General features: G+C 31.9%; 23 protein-coding genes. 7 read left to right on the top strand and 16 right to left on the bottom strand.

What is annotated here, in order from left to right; translation table 11 throughout:
* Positions 1-14 precede the first annotated feature (14 nt).
* Positions 15-1991: an alpha-ketoacid dehydrogenase subunit alpha/beta gene (locus tag AC9UFV_RS01610; RefSeq protein ID WP_509572099.1), complete on the top strand. Its 1977-nt coding sequence runs from the start codon at positions 15-17 to the stop codon at positions 1989-1991.
* On the opposite strand, the gene AC9UFV_RS01615 is transcribed toward AC9UFV_RS01610, so the two are convergent.
* The 8 genes from AC9UFV_RS01615 to AC9UFV_RS01650 form a co-directional block, all read right to left on the bottom strand.
* Positions 1988-2737: a maleate cis-trans isomerase family protein gene (locus AC9UFV_RS01615; RefSeq protein WP_509572101.1), complete on the bottom strand. Its 750-nt coding sequence runs from the start codon at positions 2735-2737 to the stop codon at positions 1988-1990. The two genes, AC9UFV_RS01610 and AC9UFV_RS01615, sit on opposite strands and share 4 nt — an antisense overlap.
* A 189-nt stretch (positions 2738-2926) precedes the next feature.
* A complete protein-coding gene (locus AC9UFV_RS01620) occupies positions 2927-3835 on the bottom strand; it encodes a fumarylacetoacetate hydrolase family protein (protein ID WP_509572103.1) in 909 nt (302 codons plus the stop codon).
* Positions 3836-3917: 82 nt separating this feature from the next.
* A complete protein-coding gene (locus AC9UFV_RS01625; RefSeq protein WP_509572105.1) occupies positions 3918-5024 on the bottom strand; it encodes a cupin domain-containing protein in 1107 nt (368 codons plus the stop codon).
* A gap of 6 nt (positions 5025-5030) precedes the next feature.
* Complete coding sequence (locus AC9UFV_RS01630; protein WP_509572107.1) at positions 5031-6008, bottom strand: carbon-nitrogen hydrolase family protein; 978 nt, start codon at positions 6006-6008, stop codon at positions 5031-5033.
* A gap of 3 nt (positions 6009-6011) precedes the next feature.
* The gene (locus AC9UFV_RS01635) at positions 6012-6437 is read right to left on the bottom strand and encodes an acyl-CoA thioesterase (RefSeq protein ID WP_509572109.1); all 426 of its coding nucleotides are present in this window, start codon (positions 6435-6437) and stop codon (positions 6012-6014) included.
* 1 nt (position 6438) lies between these two features.
* Positions 6439-8040, bottom strand: coding sequence for an AMP-binding protein (locus tag AC9UFV_RS01640; RefSeq protein WP_509572111.1), 1602 nt, complete (start codon positions 8038-8040; stop codon positions 6439-6441).
* Positions 8041-8066: 26 nt separating this feature from the next.
* Positions 8067-10373 (bottom strand): oxidoreductase, encoded by a 2307-nt coding sequence (locus AC9UFV_RS01645; protein ID WP_509572113.1) that lies wholly within the window; start codon positions 10371-10373, stop codon positions 8067-8069.
* A 1-nt stretch (position 10374) separates the two neighbouring features.
* Entirely contained in the window at positions 10375-10977 is a 603-nt protein-coding gene (locus AC9UFV_RS01650) for a flavin reductase family protein (protein ID WP_509572115.1), read from the bottom strand.
* Between the two features lie 168 nt (positions 10978-11145).
* Between AC9UFV_RS01650 and acs the strand changes: the two genes are divergently transcribed.
* Positions 11146-13053 (top strand): acetate--CoA ligase, encoded by a 1908-nt coding sequence (gene acs / locus AC9UFV_RS01655; protein ID WP_509572117.1) that lies wholly within the window; start codon positions 11146-11148, stop codon positions 13051-13053.
* A gap of 43 nt (positions 13054-13096) precedes the next feature.
* On the opposite strand, the gene AC9UFV_RS01660 is transcribed toward acs, so the two are convergent.
* Positions 13097-13693 (bottom strand): exonuclease domain-containing protein, encoded by a 597-nt coding sequence (locus tag AC9UFV_RS01660; RefSeq protein ID WP_509572119.1) that lies wholly within the window; start codon positions 13691-13693, stop codon positions 13097-13099.
* A gap of 2 nt (positions 13694-13695) precedes the next feature.
* Positions 13696-15609, bottom strand: coding sequence for a DUF294 nucleotidyltransferase-like domain-containing protein (locus AC9UFV_RS01665; protein ID WP_509572121.1), 1914 nt, complete (start codon positions 15607-15609; stop codon positions 13696-13698).
* Positions 15610-15862: 253 nt separating this feature from the next.
* Here AC9UFV_RS01665 and AC9UFV_RS01670 point away from each other — a divergent pair, with 253 nt between their 5' ends.
* On the top strand, positions 15863-15997 hold the full coding sequence (locus AC9UFV_RS01670) for a hypothetical protein (protein ID WP_509572123.1): 135 nt from the start codon (positions 15863-15865) through the stop codon (positions 15995-15997).
* A 170-nt stretch (positions 15998-16167) separates the two neighbouring features.
* Here AC9UFV_RS01670 and AC9UFV_RS01675 read toward each other — a convergent pair whose 3' ends face one another.
* From AC9UFV_RS01675 to AC9UFV_RS01685, 3 genes are all read right to left on the bottom strand, one after another.
* Positions 16168-17490 (bottom strand): DEAD/DEAH box helicase, encoded by a 1323-nt coding sequence (locus AC9UFV_RS01675; protein ID WP_509572125.1) that lies wholly within the window; start codon positions 17488-17490, stop codon positions 16168-16170.
* Between the two features lie 71 nt (positions 17491-17561).
* Entirely contained in the window at positions 17562-19091 is a 1530-nt protein-coding gene (locus AC9UFV_RS01680; protein WP_509572127.1) for a DEAD/DEAH box helicase, read from the bottom strand.
* Positions 19092-19169: 78 nt separating this feature from the next.
* Positions 19170-19685 (bottom strand): DUF6155 family protein, encoded by a 516-nt coding sequence (locus AC9UFV_RS01685; protein WP_509572129.1) that lies wholly within the window; start codon positions 19683-19685, stop codon positions 19170-19172.
* Positions 19686-19782: 97 nt separating this feature from the next.
* Between AC9UFV_RS01685 and AC9UFV_RS01690 the strand changes: the two genes are divergently transcribed.
* Entirely contained in the window at positions 19783-20067 is a 285-nt protein-coding gene (locus AC9UFV_RS01690) for a DUF3817 domain-containing protein (RefSeq protein WP_509572131.1), read from the top strand.
* Complete coding sequence (locus tag AC9UFV_RS01695; RefSeq protein ID WP_509572133.1) at positions 20060-21316, top strand: mechanosensitive ion channel family protein; 1257 nt, start codon at positions 20060-20062, stop codon at positions 21314-21316. The genes AC9UFV_RS01690 and AC9UFV_RS01695 overlap by 8 nt, the downstream gene beginning before the upstream one ends.
* Positions 21317-21318: 2 nt before the next feature.
* Here AC9UFV_RS01695 and AC9UFV_RS01700 read toward each other — a convergent pair whose 3' ends face one another.
* A complete protein-coding gene (locus AC9UFV_RS01700; protein ID WP_509546938.1) occupies positions 21319-21705 on the bottom strand; it encodes an acyl-CoA thioesterase in 387 nt (128 codons plus the stop codon).
* Positions 21706-21796: 91 nt separating this feature from the next.
* Between AC9UFV_RS01700 and AC9UFV_RS01705 the strand changes: the two genes are divergently transcribed.
* The gene (locus tag AC9UFV_RS01705) at positions 21797-22201 is read left to right on the top strand and encodes a glyoxalase (RefSeq protein WP_509572135.1); all 405 of its coding nucleotides are present in this window, start codon (positions 21797-21799) and stop codon (positions 22199-22201) included.
* 1 nt (position 22202) lies between these two features.
* On the opposite strand, the gene AC9UFV_RS01710 is transcribed toward AC9UFV_RS01705, so the two are convergent.
* On the bottom strand, positions 22203-22703 hold the full coding sequence (locus AC9UFV_RS01710) for a DUF2231 domain-containing protein (protein WP_509572137.1): 501 nt from the start codon (positions 22701-22703) through the stop codon (positions 22203-22205).
* An 82-nt stretch (positions 22704-22785) separates the two neighbouring features.
* Positions 22786-23904 carry a VIT1/CCC1 transporter family protein gene (locus AC9UFV_RS01715; protein ID WP_509572138.1) on the bottom strand — a complete coding sequence of 373 codons (1119 nt, stop codon included), beginning with the start codon at positions 23902-23904 and terminating at the stop codon, positions 22786-22788.
* A 198-nt stretch (positions 23905-24102) separates the two neighbouring features.
* Between AC9UFV_RS01715 and AC9UFV_RS01720 the strand changes: the two genes are divergently transcribed.
* Complete coding sequence (locus tag AC9UFV_RS01720) at positions 24103-26196, top strand: sulfatase-like hydrolase/transferase (protein ID WP_509572140.1); 2094 nt, start codon at positions 24103-24105, stop codon at positions 26194-26196.
* The last annotated feature ends 1 nt before the right edge of the window (position 26197 follow it).

The following is a 26197-nucleotide window of genomic DNA, read 5'->3' on the forward strand; positions in this document are numbered from 1 at the left end:
AAAAACCTCAAAAAATGAATTTCGATAGAAAGAATTTGTCCGATGAAACCTTATTAGATTTATACAAAAGAATCCTCAAACCAAGACTTATAGAGGAAAAAATGCTAAAACTTATTCGACAAGGAAAAGTTTCTAAATGGTTTTCAGGAATTGGGCAAGAGGCAATTTCTGTTGGAATTACAGCTGTTTTAGACAAAGATGAATACATTCTTCCAATGCACCGAAACTTGGGTGTTTTTACTGGAAGAGACATTCCATTATATCGACTTTTTTCTCAATGGCAAGGAAAAGCAAATGGTTTTACCAAAGGCCGTGATAGAAGTTTTCACTTTGGAACTCAAGAACACCATATTATTGGAATGATATCGCATTTAGGTCCGCAGTTGGGAGTTGCAGATGGTATTGCTTTGGCAAATAAATTAAAGAAAAACGGAAAAATTACTGCAGTTTTTACTGGAGAAGGAGCGACTTCTGAAGGAGATTTTCATGAAGCATTAAACATTGCATCTGTTTGGGAATTACCTGTTTTATTTATCATAGAAAATAATGGTTATGGGCTTTCAACACCAACAAATGAGCAATACCGATGCGATAATTTAGCCGATAAAGGAATTGGTTACGGAATGGAAAGTCATATTGTAGATGGAAATAATATTTTAGAAGTTTACAACTTAGTTTCAGAATTAAAAACATCAATGATTAATAATCCTAGACCAATTTTATTAGAATTCAAAACTTTTAGAATGCGCGGTCACGAAGAGGCGAGTGGGACGAAATATGTTCCTCAGGAATTGATGGATTTATGGGCGATCAAAGATCCGGTTGATAATTACAAGAGGTTTTTAACTGAAAATGGAATATTAACCACTGATTATGATAATGAAATTCATGCTGAAATTACTGCAATTATCGATGAAAGTTTGGTGCTTGCAAATGCAGAACCTGAGATCGAAGCTACTTATAAAGATGAATTAAATGATGTATACAAACCATTTGATTTCAAAGAAGTTAAACATTCAGACGAAACTGAAAACATCCGTTTGATTGATGCCGTTTCAACCAGCTTAAAACAGTCAATGGAGCGACATAGTAATTTAGTTATTATGGGGCAAGATATTGCAGAATATGGAGGTGCATTCAAAATAACTGGTGGTTTTGTTGATTTATTTGGTAAAGATAGAATTATCAATACACCCATTTGCGAAAGCGCAGTCGTTTCAGCCGGAATGGGTTTGTCCATAAATGGTTATAAAGCGATTGTAGAAATGCAATTTGCCGATTTTGTTTCTACAGGTTTCAATCCAATAGTAAATTTACTTGCTAAATCACATTACCGTTGGTCAGAAAAAGCAGATGTAGTAGTTCGAATGCCTTGTGGTGGAGGAACCCAAGCTGGACCATTTCATTCGCAAACCAATGAGGCTTGGTTTACCAAAACACCAGGTTTAAAGGTTGTTTACCCAGCATTTCCATACGATGCTAAAGGTTTATTAAATGAATCTATTAATGATCCAAATCCAGTAATGTACTTTGAGCACAAACAGCTTTATAGAAGTATTAGTCAAGACGTGCCAAAGGATTATTACACATTGCCTTTAGGAAAAGCATCATTAATTCGTGAAGGAAACCAAGTAACAATAATTTCTTTTGGAGCAGCAGTACATTGGGCGTTGGAAACATTAGATAAAAATCCTTCAATATCTGCAGATGTATTGGATTTAAGAACTTTGCAACCATTGGATACAGAGGCAATTTTTGCATCTGTAAAGAAAACAGGAAGAGCTATTATTTACCAAGAAGACTCTTTATTTGGTGGTGTTGCAAGTGATATTTCTTCAATGATAATGGAAAACTGTTTTGAATATTTAGATGCTCCTGTAAAACGAATGGCAAGTTTAGAAACGCCAATTCCTTTCACAAAAGCATTAGAAGACCAATATTTGCCAAAAGGCAGATTTGAAAACGCTTTATTAGAATTGATTAATTATTAATATTTTCCACTCAATAGTTCACCACCAATAGCTGATTTTGCTTCAATTCCAAGTTTTTTCATCATTTCATAAGTTGTACAAACTGCTGCTGAAGTTACCGGAATTCCGATTTCTTTTTGGATTAAATCAATTGCTTCTAGAGACGGCATTTGTACGCAAGCAGAAGCTACTAAAACATCAACGTCTTTTAAATTCAAGCGTTTGTATATTTCTAATAAATTCATTGGATCTTGTGCAGCAACTTCTAAATTATCAGGAATTTCTAATGCAATTGAATCGACAACTTCAAAACCTTGGTGTTCAATATAATCTACAACCATATCGGTTAACGGGCGCATATATGGTGTAATTACGGCTATTTTTTTAGCACCTAAAACTTTTAAACCATTAATTAAAGCACCTGCCGAAGTTACAATTGGAGTAGGGAAGTCGTTAGCAATAGTTTCCTGATGTAAATTCACTTCCGATACACAGTGGTAGCCTCGTCCCATGCTCATAATAGCAACCAAACAAGCATAACCCATTACATCTACGTGAGCGTCTGAAAGTTCTTGGGCACATTTCAAACTCATGGCATCCATGGCTTCAAGTTCTTCCTTGGTTACCTTTTTCATTCGCATTCTACTGCTGTGAAAAGTAAAACGATCTGGTAAGATGGTTTCTCGAGATCGAAAAATGGCGGGTATTTCGGTTTCCATGGTCACATTAGACGACGGAACTATTTGTCCTATTCTATATTTTTTCATGTTTTTTTATTTAACCGCAAAGACACAAAGGTTTTCGCAAAGTTCGCAAAGGTTTGTGTTGGTCTGAGCACTCTATTTAATATTTTTATTTTTTTGTAATGATTCCAGAGATTCACAAAGATTTCACAAAGATTCACATAAATTTTGTGTTACTGTGTGTCTTTCTTAGTTGAACTTTGCGAAATAAATTTATATTTCTTTAACGGTATTTCTAATCGTGCCAATTCCTTCAACCTTACATTCTACAACGTCTCCATCATGAAGCCACTCCTGCGGACTTCTTCCAGCACCAACTCCTGAAGGGGTTCCAGTGGCAATAATATCTCCGGGTTCTAAAGTGAAAACCGTACTCAAATCGTTTATTAAATCATTAATATTGAACAATAAAAATTGAGTATTAGAATTTTGCTTTTCAATACCATTAACAGTCAAAGATAAATTCAGATTGTGAGGATTTTCGATTTCGTCTTTTGTTACTAAATAAGGTCCCATTGGTGCAAAAGTATCTTGACCTTTGGAAACAATCCATTGTCCTTCACGACGGCAATCACGTGCTGAAATATCATTAATTACGGTATAGCCAAAAACATAATCCATCGCATTTTCTTTAGGAACATATTTTCCTTTTTTACCAATAATTACAGCCAATTCCACTTCCCAATCCAATTGTTCGGTAAGTTTGGTGTTTTTTATAATTTCGGTATTGGTTCCTGTTACTGTCGTTGGAGGTTTTGAAAATACAATTGGTTTTTGAGGTAATTTTCCAGTAGTATCTAATGTTCGAGCACTTTCAGCAATGTGTTCAGTGTAATTTAAACCAATACCAATGATGTTTTTTCTTGGTTTTTCGATCGGAGCAAGAATGGTTATTTCATCAAATGAATAACTAATTTCGGCCAGTTCAGCCGGATTAGCATCTTCAACTAAAGAATTTATTTCGTCTATAACTTCAATTCCCATATCGATTAATCCTAACATAGAATCTGGTAATGGGAAATTGGAAATATCCCCAAAATCTTCCATATCGACCACTTGATTGTTATGAATAAATCCTAATCTAGATTCAGATGTTTGTGTTTTGTAAGTGAGTAATTTCATAATTTTATTTAACCGCAAAGTACGCAAAGATTTACGAAAGGTTCGCTAAGGTTTATTATTGTTGTTATCTAAATTTTTATTGCTATTGCTTTTGAAACCCATTATTTTCTTCCAATTCTCGGAATTGAAACAATCCTAAGCTTTCTATCACCGGTAAATCGTTAAATGAAAAAAGACAGGCATCTTCAGTTTCAGAAAGGTTCACATGTTCATGCCAAGCCCAACTCGGAACACAGAAAATATCTCTTTCTTTCCAATCAAATCTTTTTCCGTTAATAACAGTATAGCCTTGACCTTTAGCACATTGGTAAACAAATGAACCAGTGTGTTTGTGAGCCTTTCCTTTAAACCCTGCAGGTAGTAATTGCATCGATGCTCCCATTGTTTGCATTACATGTCCACCAGTTAACGGATTAGAATAATTCATCAAAAACCCGTCAAAAGGATTAACCTCATTGACTTTTGCAGCTTCAATCAAAGCCGGATATACGCTTTTCCAAGAGTATTTAAATAAGGGTGAATAGGGTTTGTCCCAAGTTTGATCTGCAGGAATTAAGCCAGCACATCCATAAGTAATTGGGGAATTATTCACCGATTTAGTCAACGGTTGTTTTCCATCAAAAACTGCATAGTCATTTGCTTCCAAGGCGTTTACCAGTGGAATATCCAAACCATCCTGCCATATACACGTTTTCCCATTCTCATCAACGCCATGTTCGTGCCAAGTCGAATTAGGTGTAATCACGAAATCATTGACTTCGAAAGTGATTTTGTTACCATCAACTACGGTGTAACCGCCTTCGCCTTCCATAATAAAACGAAGTGCAGAAGCTTTGTGTTTATGAGCCGAAGTGCTTTCACCAGGGCGTGTCACTTGGATTCCAGTATATAGCCAGCCCACAGCAGCACTGACATCTTTGCGTTTATCGTTAACCAAATAAACCACACGTCGTCCAGCTTGCTCAGGAGTAACCAATTCAGATGACTTCAAAACCAAATCTCTTAAATTGTCATATTTCCATAACATCGGGACAGAGGAGGAGCGAGGTTCCCAAGGCTCAATATCATTAGCAACTGTCCATAAAGCACCAGCACCTAATTGTTCTAATTCATTATAATAAGCTTCTAATTCCGGGGTATTTTGGACTCTAGCTCTTCCTAATTGGTCGTCTGAATGTTTTGCTTCCATAGTTTATTATTTGTTAAACTCTTCGTGATTGTCTATAAAAGTAATATTTCTTGTTGGTGCTGTATTTACTCGTAAATCAAAAATATCAAATCGGTTGTAATGTCCCAAAATATCGTGCATTTGCTTAGGCTGAATGCATTTTTCTAAATCAATATCGGCATAAACAATTCCTTCATCATCGATTAACGGCGTTCCAATTACAGCTCCATTTGGTCCAATAAATCCTGAAAAAGCAGAATTTTTACGAGTTAAAAGTTCATCTACATCAGGCACATCTTCTCTTAAAGCGTCTTTTATTTCTTGAGAAATAGTTGAACACGAAACAATAGTAAATAGTTTTCCTTCAAATGAATGCGCAGCTGCACGTATTTTTATTGCTTCTGCCATATCATAATCGGGTGGGGCAACTGGCAACGAAATATAATTAGCAATATGAATTAATTCGCCTTGAGCTAATAATGCAAATCTTGCTAGAGTATTGGTGTTCTCACCACAAGCTAAAGTTCCAATGGGTCCGATTTCTGTTTTATAAACTTTTAATGATGAGCCATCACCGGAGGTCCAAGTGAGCTTTTCAGCCCAAGTAGGAACTAATTTTCTATGTTTACCAATAAGATTTCCATTATTGTCAATGATCAAATTGGTGTTGTAAATCTCACCAAAACTTGCTCCTTTTTCGTTGATACCAATTACAATATGTATATTGAACTCTTTGGCAGCATCACAAATTCGTTTTACTTCCGAACCATCAACAGTTATAGCACTTTTATATAATTTTTCATACCATTTACTTCCTTGAACAGGTGTCATAATCCAATTCCAATATGGATAACCAGATACAAATACTTCCGGAAAAGCAATTAATTGTGAACCATTTACAGCAGCTTCTTTTATAAAAGTAATAGCTTTATCAATTGTTTTTTCAGCATTTAGAAAAACTGGACAGGTTTGAACTGCAGCCGCTTTGAATTTATTGAAAGTCATGATTTAATGGATTAAATAATTTTGCAATTTACTTTTAATTAAATCCGAAAATGGTGCCGCTTGGATAGAATTTCGATTTTCTGTAAAAGCTACATTCACCAAAGTTACTTCGCCTTCAAGGCAAATCGCTTTTTGACTATTTTCAAATTTGAATCCGCAAAGAAGAGAAGAACCACCTATATTTTTAATCCAAAAATACTTCGTTAATACTTCGCCTAATCGAGCTGGTTTCATAAATTGAACTTTCAAATCAACCGTTGGAATTCCTCCTGTTTCATGCATTTTATTGAATGGCAAACCTAGTGCTTCATCATAAAAATCTTCAACAATGCAATTTAGCATTTCAAAATAACGGGGATAAAAAACGATACCTGCGTAGTCTACATGTTGGAATCGAATTTGTTCTTCTTTTTTAAATGGTTGATTCATATTATTTCAATTTAAATCGTTGAATTTTTCCTGTTTCCGTTTTTGGTAAAACGTCATGAAATTTAATAAACCTTGGATATTTATAAGGAGCAGCTACTTGTTTGAACCAATCTTGTATTGATTTTGCCAGCTCGTCATTTGCGGAAGCAGGATTTTTCAATACTATATTTGCGCAAACTAACATTCCACGATTTTCATCAGGGATCCCCACAACAGCACATTCTAGAATTTCATCGTGAGTCAAAAGTACGCTTTCTACTTCAATTGCCGCAATATTATACCCCGAAGAAATAATCATATCGTCGCCGCGAGCAATAAACCAAAAATAGCCATCTTCATCTTTTTTGAAAATATCACCTGTTAAATTCCACTTGTTTTGTACATATTCAGCTTGTTTTTCAAGTCTATTCAAGTACTTGCAACCTGTAATTCCTCGAACAGCTAATTTACCTATTTCGTTAATAACAACTTCATTTCCATCATCGTCTACAATTTTAGCTTCATAACCATGAATTGGTAATCCGGTAGCTCCAGGTTTCATGTTTTCTTCATTCGAAGATATAAAAATATGAAGTAATTCGGTTGATCCAATACCGTCAATAATTTTAAGCCCAGTAGCTTTATGCCAATCTTCCCAAACTTTTAAAGGAAGATTTTCACCAGCTGAAACACATTTGCGTAAGCTGGAAATATCGAAATCAGAAACTTTTTGAGTAATCATTCTCCAAGCGGTTGGAGCTGTAAAACAAATAGTGATTTTAAAATCTTGAATTGCTTGAAGTAATATTTCTGGAGATGGCTTTTCTATTAGGAAGGTGGAGGATCCATAATAAAAAGGAAATAAAACCAAGCCACCCAAGCCAAATGTGAATCCTAGAGGCGGACTTCCAGTGAAAATATCATCTGTTTTTGGTTGTAAAGCATATTTCGGAAAAGCCTCACAAATCAATAAAATATCTTTGTGATAATGGGCAGTCATTTTGGGTAAGCCTGTTGTTCCAGAAGTAAATCCAATAATCGAAACCGCTTCCGCAAATGTGGGAAAGTTTGAAAATTCTGTGGATTTCGAAACCATTAATACTTCTAATTCCGATTTTGTTTCATTAGATCCATCAAATGTACAAATCGATTTTAAATAGGGAGATTTTACTAATGATAAGGCTTCATTTAATCGGATATCGCAAAAAGCATGGGATATTTCACCACAATCTATAATAGTTTCTAATTCTTTTTCTCGAAGTAAAGGCATAGTCGCTACGACTATTCCACCTGCTTTCAATATTGCAAACCAACAAGCCACAAACATTGGATTATTTGCTGATCGAATCAATACGCGATTACCTGATACTAATCCTAAGTCATCAACTAATACGTGAGCAATTTGGTTCGATTTTTCATATAAATCTTGATAAGACCATGACTCATTAAAAGTTCGAATTGCTATAGAATTTCCTCGCCCTTCCTTAATATGATTGTCTAATAGACGTTCAACGCAATTTAAACTAGCATCAAATTCAAAATCAGGATGATTGTAAAAATAATCTGGTTGATATTGTTTTTCAGGCAAATGGTTTTGTGCAAATTGGTCTTGGTACAGTTTCATAAATTTGGAATAGTTACTTCAATAATTTATTTATTAGGACTATGACTATCAGGTTTTAAAGCTTTTTTCATGCTTTCCATAGCTTTTCGTTCTGCTGCTTTATAAGGATATAAATGCGAAATTCCTGTCAAATATTGTTCTGGAATGGTAGTCGATTTATAATTTTCATATGCTTCGGCATTTCTAACGAAATTAGCATCTAATAATAAAGGTCTACCAAGTGCAACTAAATCAGCTCTGCCGTTTAATAAAATGGTATTTATTTGATCAATATCTTGAATGTAACCTGTTGTAATTGTTGGAATTTCAACAGTATTTCTGATAGCATCTGAAAATGGAGTTTGCCACATTCTACCAATTGTTGGCTTTTGATTTTCGACAGTATTTCCAGTAGATACATTTATAATATCAGCACCTGCATTTTTAAAAGCAATTGCAATTTGTAAAACATCATGTTCGGAAATTCCGTTTTCAGCCCAATCAGATGATGAAATTCTAACGGACATGGGTTTGTCCGGATTGAAAACCTTTCTCATTTCTGTAAAAACTCTCACAGGAAATTTCAATCTATTTTCTATGCTTCCGCCAAATTCATCTTTACGAATATTGGTAAGTGGAGAAAGGAAAGAAGCCAGTAAAAAGCCATGATGAGCTTGTAATTCGATCATGTCAAAGTTAGCAATATCAGCATTAATGGTTGCTTGAACAAATTCAGAAACCACTTGATCCATATCTTGAATAGTCATTTCTTTTGGAATAGCATTATTTGATGAAAAGGCAATTGGAGAAGCTGAAATTAAATCCCAGTTGTCATTGTCTAAAGGGATATTGTTTCCAATTTTAGGAACATTTACAGCACCTTTTCTACCCGAATGACCTAATTGAATTCCGATTTTTGATTTACTATTTTGATGAACAAAATCGGTTATTTTTTTCCATTCAACTACTTGATTATCATTCCAAATACCAGCACAACCTAAAGTAATACGTCCTTTTTCAGAAACAGCGGTCATTTCGGTTAAAATTAATCCAACACCTCCGGTTGCTCTGGCGCCATAATGAACTAGATGCCAATTATTTACTAAGCCATTTTTTGCAGAATATTGTCCCATTGGAGACATCACAATTCTGTTTTCTAATTTCATTTTTCTTAATGAAAATGTAGAGAAGGCAGCAGGTGTTTTCAAATCAGTGATTCCAAGTTTTAAGTTGAATTCATCTAACACCTTTTCAGGAAATGAAGCGTCACGGATGGCTAAATTCTCAAAAGTTACCTTTTTTGAACGTGTCATGCATCCAAAAGCAAATTGCTGAAAATCATGTTTTGCATTGCGATCCATATTTTCAAACCAATCCAAAGAAACATTAGCAGCATATTGAATCATTTCGACTCTATTTCGTCGAGATTTTTCATATTTATCAAACGCTTTTAGAATATCATTTGGAAATTCAATTAAAGCATCTGCTAAACCAATGGCGCACTCCATTGCTAATTTTGTTCCGGAACCTATTGAATAATGAGCCGTTGCCTTGGCATCCCCAAGTAAAACAATATTTTCATAATGCCATTTATCATTGGTAATTGCTGGGAATCTACGCCAATGTGATTTATTTGAAATTAAAGAATGCCCGTCCAACTCCTCTTTAAATAAATTTGATATTTTTTTAATAGTATCTTGTTCGTTTTCTACTTCAAATCCCGCATTTTTCCATGTTGCATCCGAACATTCAAAAATCCATGTACTCATTCCTTTTTCATATTGATAGGAATGAGCCACAATCATCCCGTAAGGAGTGTTTCTGAAGAAATAGGTAAATGCATCTAATGGTTTTGTAGAACCTAGCCAAACAAAACGATTTTTCTTTAAATCAATTTTTGTTCCAAATTCCTTAGAAAATTTGGTTCTAATTTGACTTCCAATTCCGTCACAAGCTACAATAATATCTGAATCACTATATTTGTTTAGGTCATCCACATTTTGTTCAAAATGTAAATTTACACCTTCTTCGGTGCATCTTTGATGTAGTAATTGCAATAGCGTTTTTCTTGAACACCCACAAAATCCATTACCTGAAATTCGAACAATTTCACCGTCGCGAGCAACATCTAAATCATCCCAATAGGCAAATTTACTTCGGATTAATTCATATGATTTTGGATCTCGAGTTAAGAATTCACTTAACGTTTCATCTGAAAAAACAACACCAAACCCAAAGCTGTCATCTGCTTTATTTCGTTCGTAAATATCAATTTTGCAATGTGGTAATGCCTTCTTCAACAAAATTGAAAAATACAAACCACCAGGACCGCCACCAATTACAGTTATTTTCATATTATCTTTTTATTGAAAAAATATCTCCTAATTTTGAGTAATTTGAACCAGCCAAACGCGCAATAGGCTTGTAGGTTTCCAAGTTAATTTTATAATTATCTAATAAAACGCTTTTGTCAATATGGAACAAAACAATTTTACCAATTACAATTGTTGCTCCGCCCGTTTTTGAATTTTCTAATTTATAATGATGAACCATTTCACATTCCATAGTGATTTTACATTCTTTCACTCGTGGTGGTAAAACCAATATTGATTCAATTGGAGTGAGGCCTGCCAACTCAAATTCACTTTCGTTTGCAGGAATAGGCTGAGAAGTCATGTTCATTTGTTCTACCAAATCTTCGGTAACCATATTTACCACAAATTGCTTAGTTTTCAAAACATTATTCAAGGTGTCTTTATTTGAAATATTGGAATGAACTGTTGAGAACATTACGTGTGGCGGATCATCACCAACGGCATTAAAGTAGGAAAATGGGGCTAAATTATGAATTCCGTCTTCGCTAATAGTTGAAATCCAACCTATTGGTCTAGGAATTACAATTCCAGTCAATAATTTGTAAATAGCGGATTGTTCTAAATCTTTTGGATTGAATTGCATTGCGAATTATTTAATTACAAATTAAATAAAAAAAGGTAACAAATGGTAATGAAAATGATTTTTATTACTATTAATAATTACAAATTCACAAAAGAAAAAAAATAGCATTTATTATGCGTAACTATTTTTTATATTTGATAGTAATAAAATCGGTTAAATTGAAATAATATGAGTTACTATAAAATTGACAATTTAGAGCAATATTTCAAGCACTACAACAAATCTATTCGTGAACCAAGGAAGTTTTGGGGTAAAGTAGCCTCAGAGAATTTCACTTGGTACCAGGAATGGGAAAAAGTCATTGAATTTGACATGGCTGAAGCAAAAATTGAATGGTTTGTTGGTGCCAAAGTGAATATTGTAAAAAACTGTATTGACCGACATTTAGCAAGGAAAGGGGAAAAAACTGCTATTATTTTTGAACCAAATGATCCGACCGATGAAGCGCAACATATTTCTTACAATGAATTACATGAGCGCGTTTCAAAATTTTCAAATGTTCTAAGAGAGCAAGGAATTGGAAAAGGGGATCGTGTTTGCATTTATTTACCAATGATTCCTGAATTGGCAATAGCCACATTAGCTTGTGCAAGAATTGGAGCAATTCATTCGGTTGTTTTTGCAGGATTTTCAGCGACTGCAGTAGCAGCGAGAATTAACGATAGTGAATGTAAAATGGTAATTACTTCTGATGGTGGTTATCGTGGAAATAAAACTATTGATTTAAAAGGAATTATTGATGATGCACTTGAAAATTGTCCGTGTGTAGAAAAAGTTTTAGTTGCTAAACGTACCAATTCGGAAATATCCATGAAAGTGGGACGTGACCATTGGCTTCAACCGCTTTTAGACGATGCTTCAGATAATAATGTTGCAGAAATTATGGATGCTGAAGATCCGTTGTTTATACTTTATACTTCGGGTTCAACAGGAAAACCAAAAGGAATGGTTCATTCAACCGCAGGTTACATGGTTTATTCAGCATATACCTTTAAAAATGTATTCAATTATGTTGAAAATGATGTTTTTTGGTGTACCGCAGATATTGGTTGGATAACAGGACACTCTTATATTTTATATGGTCCATTATTAAATGGTGCTACTACGGTTATTTTTGAAGGTGTTCCATCATACCCTGATTTTAGTCGTTTTTGGGAGGTAATTGAAAAGCATAAAATAACACAATTTTATACTGCACCAACAGCAATTCGTGCTTTAGCAAAAGAGAGTTTGGATTATGTTCAACGTTTCCCATTAAAATCATTAAAAGTTATTGGATCTGTTGGAGAACCTATAAATGAAGAGGCTTGGCATTGGTATAATGCGCACGTAGGAGGGAAGCGTTGTCCTGTAGTTGATACTTGGTGGCAAACCGAAACTGGAGGAATCATGATATCTCCTTTGGCATTTGTTACACCAACAAAACCAACTTACGCTTCTTTACCCTTACCAGGAGTTCAGCCTGTTTTAATGAATGAAAAGCGAAATGAAATTGAGGGAAATCAGGTTACGGGTAATTTATGTATAAAATTTCCTTGGCCAGGAATAGCGAGAACTATTTGGGGGGATCACAAACGTTATAAAGATACTTATTTTACCGCATTTCCAGGCAAATATTTCACTGGAGATGGTGCTTTAAGAGATGAAACGGGCTATTACAGAATTACCGGTCGCGTGGATGATGTTATTATTGTTTCTGGTCATAATCTAGGAACTGCACCAATAGAAGATGCAATTAATGAACATCCAGCAGTTGCGGAAAGTGCAATAGTAGGATTCCCACATGATATAAAAGGAAACGCTTTATATGGATATGTTATCTTGAAAGAAATTGGTGAAAACAGAAATCATGAAAATCTAAAAATTGAGATCAATCAATTAATTTCAGACCAAATTGGACCGATTGCTAAATTAGATAAAATCCAATTTGTATCAGGATTACCAAAAACAAGATCTGGTAAAATTATGCGAAGAATATTGCGTAAAATTGCTGAAGGGGATTTCTCAAATTTTGGAGATACGACTACTTTGTTAAATCCTGAAATAGTTGATGAAATTAAAGATGGAAAATTGTAATAATAATAACATTAAAAAAGGCTGCCAATTTCGGCAGCCTTTTTTATTTTAAACCTAATCTGCTTTTTAGTTTTAAAAATAAAAGAGAAACGGTGTAGGCTAAATCTGGAATTGCGGTTTCTTCAATTATTGGCAACTTAAATTCATTACATAAATCATCAATAGAGTAGGATTTTTCAGAGGTGTCTTTGTATTTTTTAAACATTATTTCTATATCAATTGCATCATTTTTTAATCGGCCACAATTCATTTTTTCAAGAGCTGCGTTAATTAAATCGATCGATAAATTTATTTTATGACCTACTAAAACAGCATTTCCTAAAAATTCAATAAAAGCTTGAATTGCTTCACGTTCACCTAATTTTGGTTGTTTGCTTTCAATAATCGCTTCATTTGAAAGCCCATTCTCATGTAAATAAACGTATTGTAATAAAACAACTTCAAAGAAATCACCAATATTTATTTTATCATTTTCAATTCCAATAGCACCAAAAGCAAAAATAACGTCTTTTTGAGGGTTGGCTCCAGAATAATCTATGCTTAAGGCAACATATCTTTGAGGTCTTGTTTCAAATTTTGAAAGATAATTTCTCCAAAATTCAGGGTAATCTTTGTTAATATTTTTAATCCAATCTATCATATTTATGAAAACTGTGTAAGTTGAAAACTATCTTTAATAAGTTCTTCTAAATCTTTAATTGTATTTAAAGCATTTTTTAAATTCTCTTTATCTACTTTGTTTAAATCTTCTAAATTAATGAATTGACCTGAGTTATCGTATCTCAAACCTTCAGTAGTTTTAATTTTAGTCAATGATTGATAAGCTTCAGCACAATTCAAATAGATTTCAGAATTTTTTAAATCAACCATTGAAAGATGTTTAAATCTCATATAAGTGTTATTAATTCCACGAATATTATAACTGATAATAAATAACCTCGCGCCATCAATCAATGGAAGTAAAGCTCTATTTTTTATGTCAAATTTTCCTTTGTTTGGTCCAGTTTCTTCAACATTTATTTTCTTGAAAAAACTTAAAGCTGGTGGTTTTCTCAATGCATCATTTCCTAGATAATCAAAGAATAATTTGTTCTTTCTTGTGTTTACAAATATGATATCGGTAATAGCATCTTCAATTTTCTGTTCACCAAAAGCTATTTCATAATCAAAGAAAATACTGCTAATGTCATTATTGATTTCACCAGGTATTTTCATCCAATTACTGTACTGCTTCATCCATTCCGTCATCGATTTACACCAAATCATATTACTTGCAATATGGCCGTTTGGACAAGAAGGGTATCCTACAATTTCTAGATTTGATACTGTTTTCTTCGCTAATCTTAAAAAATAATTTTTAACATCTCGGTATTTTTCTACGGCAACATCTTCAAAAACTAAAATACTGTCTTGATCTGTAAACAATAATTGCTCTTTACGGCCTTGACTTCCGATACTCAGCCAAGCAAAACGGGCAGGAGGTGAACCAATATCTAAAATTGCTAATTCTACAGCTCTTTTTATAATTGCAATATTTATTTCATTAGCAATATTTGTAATATGAGCTAAAGGTATGTTTTTGGTTAATGAAGTATAAATTAAGTCAGTTACTTTCGAACGAACATTTTTAAGTTCATTTGCAGAATGAGAACGTTTAATTTCTTTAATAAAAACGCCTGGGTTACTAGCTTGTGAAACTATTAAATCATGTTCAGAAATTACTCCTTTAATGTCGGTTTGGTCAGATCCATCGATAGTTACGCATAAATGGCTTACATTATTTTTTAACAATAATAATTGTGCTTCCGCCAATGAAACGTTTTCCGGAACGGTAATAACAGGTGAGGACATGATTTTATTTATTGGCATATTAATATCGACGCGTCCTGATGCAACTTTAATCCTCATATCGGTATCTGTAACAATTCCAACAGGTATATTCAATTCAGAAATTATAGCGTTATCAACTAAATTATCCGTCATCAATTGTGCAACTTCCTTAATTAGAGCATTTGGAGTAATTTTTAAAGGAGATCTGTTGTAAGACAATGTTTGGAAGTACTGAATTTCAGTAGGTTTAGAAGAAAATGCGATATTATCAGATAATAATTTACCTTTATTTTCAATATCAGAAGGATTACTGGTATTGTTAGCAAAACTTTCCAATAAGAAATTCAAAACTTCTGAATTTTGTGCTACAAAGGGTCTGAATGTCGCAATAGGAATAGCATATATTATGGATTCTTCACGAGCTCTTGCAGTCATCATGTAATTATTCTTGGCAAAGAAAGGGCGCAAACCGAAAACATCACCAGGAATACATTTATTCAATAATGTTTCTTCAGAATCAGAAATCACAAATAAATTCACAACTCCTGAATCAACCATATAAAAGCTATCGTGCAAAGTATCATTAATTTGAAATAAATCTTTATTTTTTTCAAGATTAATAATTTTAATACTCATTGCAACTATCGACAATTCTTCAATTGTTAGATTATTAAACGGTGGATATTGTTTTAAAAAGTAAGCAACGCGAGAGGCGATTGTATTCATTATTGAATTGGAATATTAAATAGATGTGTAAATTTAAACTTATTTATTAAATCACACAATAGTAGAGGGATTTATTAAATTTTCTATTTTACATAATATAAATTATAATTCAAAATAATAAAAAAATAAATTTTACATTATCTTAAACATAAAAGGTTTTGTTTATAATATTTAAGACGTAAATTAGCATAAATTAATTATATTAAAAATAAGCTTTATGAAATTATTTATTTTAAAATGGTATCCTGTTATATTGGCATTTATATGTATGCTTTATTCTATTGCATTAGGACTTCTTGGTAGACATGACGAAGCTCTTTATTCTGCTCACTGGCCGGGAACAATTTTATTATTTGCATTAGTAATCCGTCAAAGAAGAACAACATGAGTATTGGATTTTTTATAGTTGGAGGAATTATATTTTCATTATATATGGTTTTTACAGTCTGGGGAATTTTATATTCTAGTAAAAAACAAAAAGATGAAAATTATCCTAACATAGATAATAAAAAATAATTTTAATTGTCACTTATTATTTTATTTAGGATAAATTTATAGTTATACTTTTTGCTTATTATTTGTAATTTGTTTAGAATTCATTAAATAATTTGCTAATAGTTTATCTATGAGTTCCTCTTTGGTTAAATGATGAAAAATAGTTTTGATTTTATTTTTAAACTCAGGATCTAACTCGTGGTTTGGTTTGGTTTTAAAAATCTGTTTTGCCCATAACATTGTGTTGTTTTCTTCAATACTATTTGCATTTGGCTTATTCATTAAATTGAATTTAATTCCCAATTCTTTTTCAAATAACGGAATCTCGTTAACTTCATCATTCTGAATAATTGTTAACGACATTCCTTTTGCGCCTGCTCTAGCTGTTCTTCCGCTTCTATGAACATAAGTTTCAAATGTATCTGGCAAATGATAATTAACCACATAACTAATTTCCTGAACGTCAATTCCTCGAGCTGCCAAGTCAGTGGCTACCAATATGTTGATGTGACCTTCGCGAAATTGTCCCATGATTCTATCACGAATTGGCTGAGTTAAACTTCCGTGAATTGCTCCGGATGAAAATCTATTAATAGCTAGGTTTTTAGCTAATTTATTGACTGCAGCCTTTGTTTTACAAAATATTATTCCACGCTCACCTTCTTTTGAATTAAGAAAATGCATTAGAATATCTAGTTTCTCTATAGGCTCTACAACTATATAATGATGTTCTATTCCTTGATTACCAACAGTTTTCATATTGGCGCTAACCTGAGTTACGTGTTTGGACATGTAATTCTGAATCAACTGCTTGATTGGTCCTGGCATTGTTGCTGAAAACAACAAAGTCCTTCTTTTTTTAGGCAATTCCGAAACAATCTCGTCTAAACCTTCTTTAAGTACTGTAACCATTTCATCGGCTTCATCTAGAACTAAATAGCTGCTTTCCTTAATATTTATGGCTTTTCTTTGAATTAAATCAATTAATCTACCTGGAGTTGCAATTACGATGTGATTAACCTCTTTTAATTGCTCAATTTGAGGTTTAATTGGAGTTCCGCCACAAACAGAGGTTATTGAAATTTCAGGTAAATATTTAGAAAATTGTTTAAAATTATTCAGTATTTGTTGGCCTAATTCACGAGTTGGAACTAAAATCACAACTTGAATGGCTTTTGATTTATAATCAATTAATTGTAGTAATGGCAAACCAAAAGCGGCCGTCTTCCCTGTTCCTGTTTTAGCAAAACCAACAAAATCAAGAGCTTCATTTAGAATTAATGGTATTGCTTTAAATTGAATTTCGGTTGGATTTTCAATATTAATATCGGTAAGTGCTTTTATTATTTCTTTTGAAATCCCGAGATCTACAAACTTTTTTGACATAATTTATATTTATTTAAAATATTAAAAATTAAAATATTATAACTATTTATATAAATAATAAAATTATATAATTAATCAAATAATGATTCTCGAATTTTCTTACCAATTAGAAGGTTTAATTTAACTTTGTAATCTTCAACCAACCATTCCCGATAATTTTTTGAACAATGGCTTAAACAAGATGCATATCTTTTCATTCTGCATTCAATATCGTCATGAAGCTCACGAGCAAGTAGTTTTGCCTCTCGCAAATCCTCTGAATTATCAACACACATCAAAGCATGTTGTTCCAATGAACGTTCCAGTACGATTTTTGAACGCAAATTGGAAGCAATAATTTTCTTGTGTTCTTCTACAATATCAAATGTTACCTCTGGTGAATTCTTGAATCGTAGCCTTAATTCAGGTGGCATTTGGTACTTAAAATACCTTTCGATTTCTATATCATCCCGAAGATTTTCAAGGTAATATTCAGGTGACCTGAAAATATGTTGCCAATCAATAGGCTCACTCCAAAGTCCAAATCTAGCGGCATTATTACCTAAATCAATAACGGTGAACGTTTCTTTATTGGGTAATTTTCTTGAACCACGACCTATCATTTGATAATACAAAGTCAATGATTTGGTAGCTCTATTTAATATAATAGTTTCCACAGTTGGCTCATCAAATCCGGTAGTTAAAATTCCAACTGAAGTTAAAATCGCATCGGGCTTTTTCTTAAACCAACTCAATATTTCTTTTCGTTCTTCAGTGCTGCATGTATTATCCAAATGGCGAATTTCAAATCCAGCTTCTCTAAAAGTTTCGTATACAAATAGCGAAGTGTTAATTCCATTATTGAAAATAAGTGTCTTCTTACCAAGTGATTTCTCAGTATAAGCGTGCAATAACTTCTCTTGCATTACCATATTTGAATACAAATCATCAGATGATTTTACGGTATAATCACCATTAATTCCAACCTTTAATGAGGTCAAACCTACATCATAACTATAAGTAATCGCTTTTGCTAGAAATCCTTTGTCTATCAATGAAGCAATCGTATCACCAACTATCAATTCATCGTAGTTTTCATTCATTGGTAATTTAACATTAGAGCTTAAAGGAGTTGCAGTTACACCAAGAATAAAGGAGTTTTTAAAAGAACTCAATAATTTTCTAAACGAGTTATAATGTGCCTCATCAATAATAACCAATCCAATGTTATCCAAATGCAATTTTTCATCATTAATTCGGTTTTTCAAGGTTTCTACCATTGCTACAAAACATGAATAATCATTTTGATCAGGCAATTCCTTGATATTACTATTGATTATTTTGTTTTTTACCTCAAACCCTTTAAGCATTTTTGAGGTTTGCTTACACAACTCAATTCGGTGTGTTAACACCACAACTTTCTTGTCGTGTTTTGCAATATACTGTCTAACAATTTCAGAAAAAATTACCGTCTTCCCTCCTCCTGTTGGCAATTGATACAACAAATGATGATTACTGGGCGCGTTGTCTAAACGTTCAAAAATGACGTCAATATCAGATTGCTGATAACCATAAAGCTCTTTTTTATCTTCGATTTCAGTATCTAACTCTTTGTGCGGCATTTTTAAAATTGTAATTTTTGCAAAAATACGTTTAAAAAAGGGTTATTTGAGAATATTGAAGTTATATTTTAACTTTTTTTAATAATCGAATTTTTCAATAATAGAATTAAATTCAAATACATTGAACCATTCTTGATTTTCGGCTTCCGTTCTTATCGCTTCCACCCTATTTTTAAAATCATATAAAATTCCATTTTCAATCATAAAACTGATCGCTTGTTCAAAGGAATTTAGTATGCTTTTGAAGAATAATTCTTGCTTAATAATTTTCTCTGAAGAATAAGTTTGTGCAATTTCAATTGAATACAACATTGCATCAACAATCACAAAAGGATCTACACCCAGAGAAATAAAATGTTTAATCATTTTTTGAGCTACAGATCTTCTGGCTTTTGCTTTTTTGCTTTTCACAGGAAAATACTCATTGGAAACTTTCAATTTGAAATCCTGCAACAATTGTCTTTCATTTGGTTTAAAAACAAAATCGTAATATGTTTTAACAGTTGGAAATTTATCATATAAAGTGATAATTTGTTCTTCCAATTGCTCTTTGTTGAGTTCGTTTAGGTATTTCTTTAAATCTCGTTTACTCATTTTGAAATATATGTTGTCACAAATGTAAATTACTTTTTGAATCTATGTAAATTTATGAATGATATTAATTAAATTTGTAATCATTATAAAAATTAAAATGGTCAAAATTTTTAAAACTGTCGCAATTTTAGAAGGAATATCGTATTTAGCATTATTTACAAATATGTTATTGGTAAAACCAAATAATCCTGATTTATATCATCAATTATTATATCCGATTGGGATGTCGCACGGTTTACTTTTTATTGGATATGTTGTTTTAGCATTTATAATTACAAAATCACAAAAATGGGATATAATTAAATTAGGAATTGTATTATTAGCTTCCCTCCTACCATTTGCAACTTTTTATGTTGAACGAAAATATTTAAAATATGATTAAAATAATCGAATCAATATTCGGATGGTGTAATACCTTACTGCTTAAAATAGGTTTTAATCCTTCAATTGCTTCCTATGTAAGCATTGCAATAAATACTGCATTATTGTGCGCTTTAGCCTATTCTATATATATTATTTTTAGAATGATATTAGTTACGGCGATGATATTTATTGCCCGAAAAACTAAAACTAAATTTGATGATTTATTGGTTTCAAACAAAACTGCAAAATATATTGCGCATTTAATTCCATTATTATTCATATACAAATCGGTTCCAATAATTCTTAAAGAATTTGTTTATTGGGAAACTGTATTCGGAAAACTTGTTGGTGTTTACATCGTTTTACTAATTCTTTGGATTATTAGAACTATTTTTAATGCTATTAGAGATTATCTTAAACAAGATCATAAATTTAGTGACAAACCTATAGATAGTTACATTCAGGTAATTATGATCGTGCTTTGGATATTTGGAGTAATCATAATTGTTTCTGAAATTTTTGATATAGATACTAAAAATCTTCTGGCAATTTTAGGTACAGTTTCAGCAGTAATAATTTTGATATTTAGAGATACAATTTTAGGTTTTGTTGCGAGTGTTCAGGTTTCATTGAATGATATGGTTCGAATTGGCGACTGGATTACTTTCGATAAATTTGGTGCCGATGGAGATGTTACAGAAATCAATTTAGCAACTGTAAAAGTTAGAAATTTCGACAATACAACCACCACAATTCCAACGTACAGTATGATTTCAGATTCTTTCAGAAATTGGCGCGGAATGTTGGATTCAGACGGAAGAAGAATTAAGAGATACGTACTTATTAAAGCCAGTAGCATCCGATTTATGAAAGATCAAGAAATTGAAAACTTAAAAAGAATTCAATTATTAACGTCCTATATTCAACACCGTCAAGATGAAATAGTAAAGTTCAACTCAATTCATAATGTAGATAAAACCATTGCCATAAATGGTAGAAATATGACTAATTTTGGCTTATTTAGAAAATATATAACTGAATATTTACATAATCATTCGGGGTTAAATAAAGATATGATTCTGTTGTGCAGACAACTACAGCCTACGCAAAATGGAATTCCATTAGAAATTTATGCATTTTCAAATGATAAAAAGTTTGAGAATTACGAATACATTATGGCAGATATTTTTGACCATATATTCGCTTCTATCAAGTATTTTGATTTAGAGATTTGTGAGATGCCAAATACAATTGATGTAAGTAAATAAGTTTACTTTAATCTATCGGCAACATATTCAATTTGGGTTTTTCCATGTGGTTTTGGTTTTCCGTCATCACCTAAACTCACCATTGTAGTTGAATCTATTGTAATAATAGTTTCTCTAGTCATCATGTTTCTTGCTTCGCATTTTAAGGTTAATGATGAATTCCCGAACTTTACTACGTCAATTCCTATTTCAATAATATCACCTTGTTTTGCAGAACTTCTAAAATTGATTTCCGACATGTATTTGGTAACCACACGGCTATTTTCTAATTGGATAATCGAATAAAGAGCTAATTCTTCATCAATCCAAGCTAATAATTTACCTCCAAATAAAGTTCCGTTAGGATTTAAATCTTCTGGTTTTACCCATTTACGTGTGTGAAATCTCATTGCATTTATTTTTTACAAAAATACAACATAAATTTACATGATATTAAACTTAGATTTCATAAATTAGATTGTTGATAAATTAATAAAAATCATGAGCAATAGAGACCATTTGATTACAACTTTAAGAGGAGGAACTTTAGGAGAAATCAATTCTCAGACTTCTGAAGAAGAGTTATTTCAAAATCAAATTTTACGACCAATTTTGAAATTACAAAATGAATTGTTTATTGAAATATTTAAAAATTATATAATCAAAAATAAAGCTCTATTTGGCCAATTTACGGTAGATAAAAAATTAGATTATATAGAAAATTCAATATTCAACGATAATAAGTTTAGAAATTTACTTATTGGTACAACCATTGGATTATTACAAATTGAAGAATATAAATTGTACTCAAAAAATGCATCTGCATTGAATAAAAGAACAATTTCAATGCTAATTGAAAGATTAAAATCCCAAGTTCAATTACTGGATGAACTTGGAAATTTATAGTTTAATCATTGTCTTTTTCATTTTGCAAACCAGGTGTGTTTTCATTTGAATACGCACTAGAATTGGCTCTAATTTCAGTATGACGAATTTCACCACCAGTTGTTCCAACACTTTTCGCAAAAATAACTGCTAGCAAAGACAAAGCTAATGTTATAAATGAAAAAGTTTTAGCTAAATTATGGTTCTTAATTGAAGTGTAAAAAGAAAGTAAACCTAAAAATCCAGTTAAATAAATAATTATTGCAAATTTTTCAGCAATTTCTTCGTGTTCGTGAATTATTTGTTTACCAACACTTGGTAGGTCTTCAACTAATTCTTCCGCTCCTTCTCCAGTACCCATGCTAAATGCAGTAAATATTGCAGCCACAATAAATAAAATATAGGCAGTGTTTTTAACTGAATTGTTCTTTAAAAACATTCCAGTTATCAATATTCCCAAACCTAAAATCGTACCTATTATTGGGAAATGATTTACTAATAAATGTAAGTGTGCGTCGTTCATAATGATCTTGTTTTATTATTTATAAATATAGCTTTGATTATTTGTATTTAAATTTTGATTATTTGTATAATTATTTCTTTTATTAACCTGCTAATGAAACTCCAATTAAGGTCCCAATTCCATAAGTAACGGCAGCAGCAGTTAATCCAAAAGCTACTTGTCTCAAACCAGAATACAAAATACTTTTACCCGTTAATAAAGTAATTGCTGCTCCAATTCCAAATAAACCTACTACACTGCTAATAATACTTAGAATAATTGCATTTTGCCCATCTAAAATCATGAATGGATAAAGTGGAATAATTGCGCCGATTGAAAATAATAAAAAAGAAGCAATTGCCGCTTCCCATGCTGAACCTCCTAAATCTTCTTTGTCGATTCCTAACTCCTCTTTAATTATTGCATCAATTGCAGTTTCTGGTGATTCAAATGCTTTATCCGCTAATTTTCTTGCTTCTTCAATACTCATTCCTTTTGCTTGATAAAGCAACACCAATTCCTTTTTTTCTTCCTCTGGCGATGCTTCTAATTCTTCCATTTCCAAGTCAATTTGGCGTTGGTTCAATTCCCTAGAACTTTGAACTGACAACCATTCCCCTAATGCCATTGATATTGATCCTGCCATTAAACCAGCAATTCCAGTTAATAAAATGGTATTGTTCGAAACAGCAGCTCCTGCTACTCCCATTACCAAACTCATATTAGAAACCAATCCGTCATTAGAACCTAAAACTGCTGCACGAAGTGCATTTCCACCCACAGATTTATGCCGACTTTCAAATTTTGATAATAATCCTCCAGAAACATTTAACGCTTTATTGTTGTTTACGGCTTCTATGATATTTAAATGATTGTGCTCAAAACCACTTAATTTTTCACCACTTTCAATTTTATTTTTTATTGAATTAACAGCAAATTGTTTTTCAACGCTTGACAAACTACTAATAATTGAGCTATAGCCAAATAATTTACCAACTTTCAATTGGAATTTTGCTCTTGAAGATGGTGAGGGCATTTCATAACTTAAATCCAGTTCATTAACCTTTTTCAACATATGGTTAGCATGCCCTTTTTCAATTTCAGCCAAACTATTCAATACACGATTTAAATTTTCATCTGATTGAATTGAAGCGATACTAGAATATAGAAAGGCGGTATCTACTTCTATTTGTAATTGTGATTTTAGTTTGGTTATATCCATTATTAAAATTAATAATTCAAAATTATAATTAATTATTGAGTTTAAAATATACTTTTTAAATGTTTATTTATAAACAAATATAACCCAATTAATTATCAATACATTAAAATTTGCCGACAGTTTTGTGAAACTAAGTATAACAATGGTAGAGATTATAATTTATAATTCTAATTGCTTATTTTTGTGAAAAATACAATCATGACTTTTTTAAGAAAAACTACCCCTTTTTTCACACTTGCTTTGTTTTATATAGTTGTAAGCTTCATTTTGCGAACAATTTTAATTTTTCATCCAATAACGCAAGCCTCCTTTTCATTTCTTGAAACAATTAAAATATTTACTTTTGGTTTTCTATCTGATCTTTTTATTTTTATAATTATTAGTGCATTTTTGTGGTTGTATCTAATATTTATTTCCAATTCTAAATACCTAAAACCTTACGGATATATCCTCTTTAGTGTATTTGTAGTTTTATTAATTTATGTAAAGTTCTTTAACACCATTCTCAATGAATACGGTGGAGTTTTACCAGATATTGGCTTTGCATTTATAGCAATAAAAACGATATTTTTTGGTTTATTGTTATTCCTTCCTAAATATCGTTCTAAAATTAGATATTGGTTATTCAGCTTTGTAATTTTTCTTTTTGTTGCCATATTTCTACAAATTGCAATTAGTGAGTACTTTTTTTGGAATGAATTTGGTGTTCGGTTTAATTTTATTGCAGTTGATTATTTGGTTTACACCAATGAAGTTATCGGCAACATTATGCAGTCTTATCCGGTGATCCCATTATTTACTGGATTGTATTTTACTGCTGGGGTTGTTACTTATTTCATAGTAAAATATTCAAAAAATTACATTGAAGACATTCCAACACTTTCTGAAAAAATAAAAATTTCAGGTGTTTATTTTGCATTGTTCGGTGCTTCAATTATAGCAATTCCACTACTTTCAAATAAAGAAAATTCTGATAATATTTTTGCAAATGAATTGCAGGCAAATGGAATTTATAAATTTTATATTGCATTCATGAATAGTGAATTGGATTATTTTAAATTTTACAAAACCATTCCAAATGATCAAGCTTATTCTTTAATTCACAATCTAGTTCCTGGTTCACAAAACGAATCTACACAAAGGATTATCAAAAGTAATTCGCCTGAAATTCGTAAAAACGTGGTTCTAATTACCATAGAAAGTTATAGCGCTGAGTTTATGGCGATGTATGGAAACGAACAAAAAATAACTCCGTTTTTAGATAGTTTAGCTACAAAAAGTATGGTGTTTTCCAATTTATATGCCGTTGGAAATAGAACAGTTCGTGGGCTTGAAGCAGTAACATTGTGTATTCCCCCTACAGCTGGTGAAAGTGTGGTAAAACGGAAAGACAATAAAAATAAATTTTCTACTGGAAGTGTATTCAAACAAAAAGGCTATAATGTTAAATATCTATATGGAGGTGATGCATTTTTTGATAATATGCAAGATTTTTTTGGTGGTAATGGTTACGACATTGTAGATAAGAAAACATTTAAACCAAATGAAATCACCTTTGATAATATTTGGGGGGTGTGTGATGAAGACATGTACAATAAAGCAATAAAAGTAATGGATTCTGAATTCAAACAAAACAAACCCTTTTTTAATCATATAATGACAGTTAGTAATCACCGACCATTTACCTATCCAAATGGTAAAATAGATATTCCAGGTGATTCTAAATCTCGTGAAGGTGGTGTGAAATATACCGATTTTGCAATTAGAAAATTCTTCAAATTAGCCGAAAAACAACCATGGTTTGCCAATACTGTTTTTGTAATAATTGCTGATCACTGTGCCTCAAGTGCAGGAAAAACGGAACTTCCTATAGATAAATATAGAATTCCAGCAATGATTTATAGCCCTGGTTTTGTAGAGCCTTCGCATTTTAATACCTTGATGTCTCAAATAGATATAATGCCTACCGTTTTTGGGATGCTTAATTTTAACTATAAAAGTAAATTTTATGGTCAAGATGTATTGAAATCAGATTATAAACCAAGAGCTTTAATAGCGACATATCAAAATTTAGGTTTAATTAAAGATAATATTTTAACTATCATTTCTCCTAAACAACAAGTGAAACAGTTGCAATTATCACTGATTCCAAATCCAAAAGTTGCTAGTGAATTTCAATTATTTTATGAACAAAAACCAATTGCTGTTCCAAGAAAAGATTTAGAAAATGAAACTATTTCATACTATCAAACAGCTTCAGAAATGCTAAAGAATAAAAAATATCAAAAATAGT

Source organism: Flavobacterium sp., from assembly GCF_044349645.1.
Lineage (GTDB): Bacteria > Bacteroidota > Bacteroidia > Flavobacteriales > Flavobacteriaceae > Flavobacterium.

Bases quoted from the DNA above. Each gene is read 5' to 3' on its own strand.
- AC9UFV_RS01685 (WP_509572129.1), bottom strand. From the start codon at position 19,685: ATGAGTAAACGAGATTTAAAGAAATACCTAAACGAACTCAACAAAGAG.
- AC9UFV_RS01710 (WP_509572137.1), bottom strand. From the start codon at position 22,703: ATGAACGACGCACACTTACATTTATTAGTAAATCATTTCCCAATAATA.
- AC9UFV_RS01700 (WP_509546938.1), bottom strand. From the start codon at position 21,705: ATGAGATTTCACACACGTAAATGGGTAAAACCAGAAGATTTAAATCCT.
- AC9UFV_RS01645 (WP_509572113.1), bottom strand. From the start codon at position 10,373: ATGAAAATAACTGTAATTGGTGGCGGTCCTGGTGGTTTGTATTTTTCA.
- AC9UFV_RS01660 (WP_509572119.1), bottom strand. From the start codon at position 13,693: ATGATAGATTGGATTAAAAATATTAACAAAGATTACCCTGAATTTTGG.
- AC9UFV_RS01625 (WP_509572105.1), bottom strand. From the start codon at position 5,024: ATGGAAGCAAAACATTCAGACGACCAATTAGGAAGAGCTAGAGTCCAA.
- AC9UFV_RS01720 (WP_509572140.1), top strand. From the start codon at position 24,103: ATGACTTTTTTAAGAAAAACTACCCCTTTTTTCACACTTGCTTTGTTT.
- AC9UFV_RS01695 (WP_509572133.1), top strand. From the start codon at position 20,060: ATGATTAAAATAATCGAATCAATATTCGGATGGTGTAATACCTTACTG.
- AC9UFV_RS01620 (WP_509572103.1), bottom strand. From the start codon at position 3,835: ATGAAATTACTCACTTACAAAACACAAACATCTGAATCTAGATTAGGA.
- AC9UFV_RS01690 (WP_509572131.1), top strand. From the start codon at position 19,783: ATGGTCAAAATTTTTAAAACTGTCGCAATTTTAGAAGGAATATCGTAT.
- AC9UFV_RS01665 (WP_509572121.1), bottom strand. From the start codon at position 15,609: ATGAATACAATCGCCTCTCGCGTTGCTTACTTTTTAAAACAATATCCA.
- AC9UFV_RS01715 (WP_509572138.1), bottom strand. From the start codon at position 23,904: ATGGATATAACCAAACTAAAATCACAATTACAAATAGAAGTAGATACC.
- AC9UFV_RS01640 (WP_509572111.1), bottom strand. From the start codon at position 8,040: ATGAAACTGTACCAAGACCAATTTGCACAAAACCATTTGCCTGAAAAA.
- acs (WP_509572117.1), top strand. From the start codon at position 11,146: ATGAGTTACTATAAAATTGACAATTTAGAGCAATATTTCAAGCACTAC.
- AC9UFV_RS01680 (WP_509572127.1), bottom strand. From the start codon at position 19,091: ATGCCGCACAAAGAGTTAGATACTGAAATCGAAGATAAAAAAGAGCTT.
- AC9UFV_RS01705 (WP_509572135.1), top strand. From the start codon at position 21,797: ATGAGCAATAGAGACCATTTGATTACAACTTTAAGAGGAGGAACTTTA.
- AC9UFV_RS01610 (WP_509572099.1), top strand. From the start codon at position 15: ATGAATTTCGATAGAAAGAATTTGTCCGATGAAACCTTATTAGATTTA.
- AC9UFV_RS01675 (WP_509572125.1), bottom strand. From the start codon at position 17,490: ATGTCAAAAAAGTTTGTAGATCTCGGGATTTCAAAAGAAATAATAAAA.
- AC9UFV_RS01635 (WP_509572109.1), bottom strand. From the start codon at position 6,437: ATGAATCAACCATTTAAAAAAGAAGAACAAATTCGATTCCAACATGTA.
- AC9UFV_RS01650 (WP_509572115.1), bottom strand. From the start codon at position 10,977: ATGCAATTCAATCCAAAAGATTTAGAACAATCCGCTATTTACAAATTA.
- AC9UFV_RS01615 (WP_509572101.1), bottom strand. From the start codon at position 2,737: ATGAAAAAATATAGAATAGGACAAATAGTTCCGTCGTCTAATGTGACC.
- AC9UFV_RS01630 (WP_509572107.1), bottom strand. From the start codon at position 6,008: ATGACTTTCAATAAATTCAAAGCGGCTGCAGTTCAAACCTGTCCAGTT.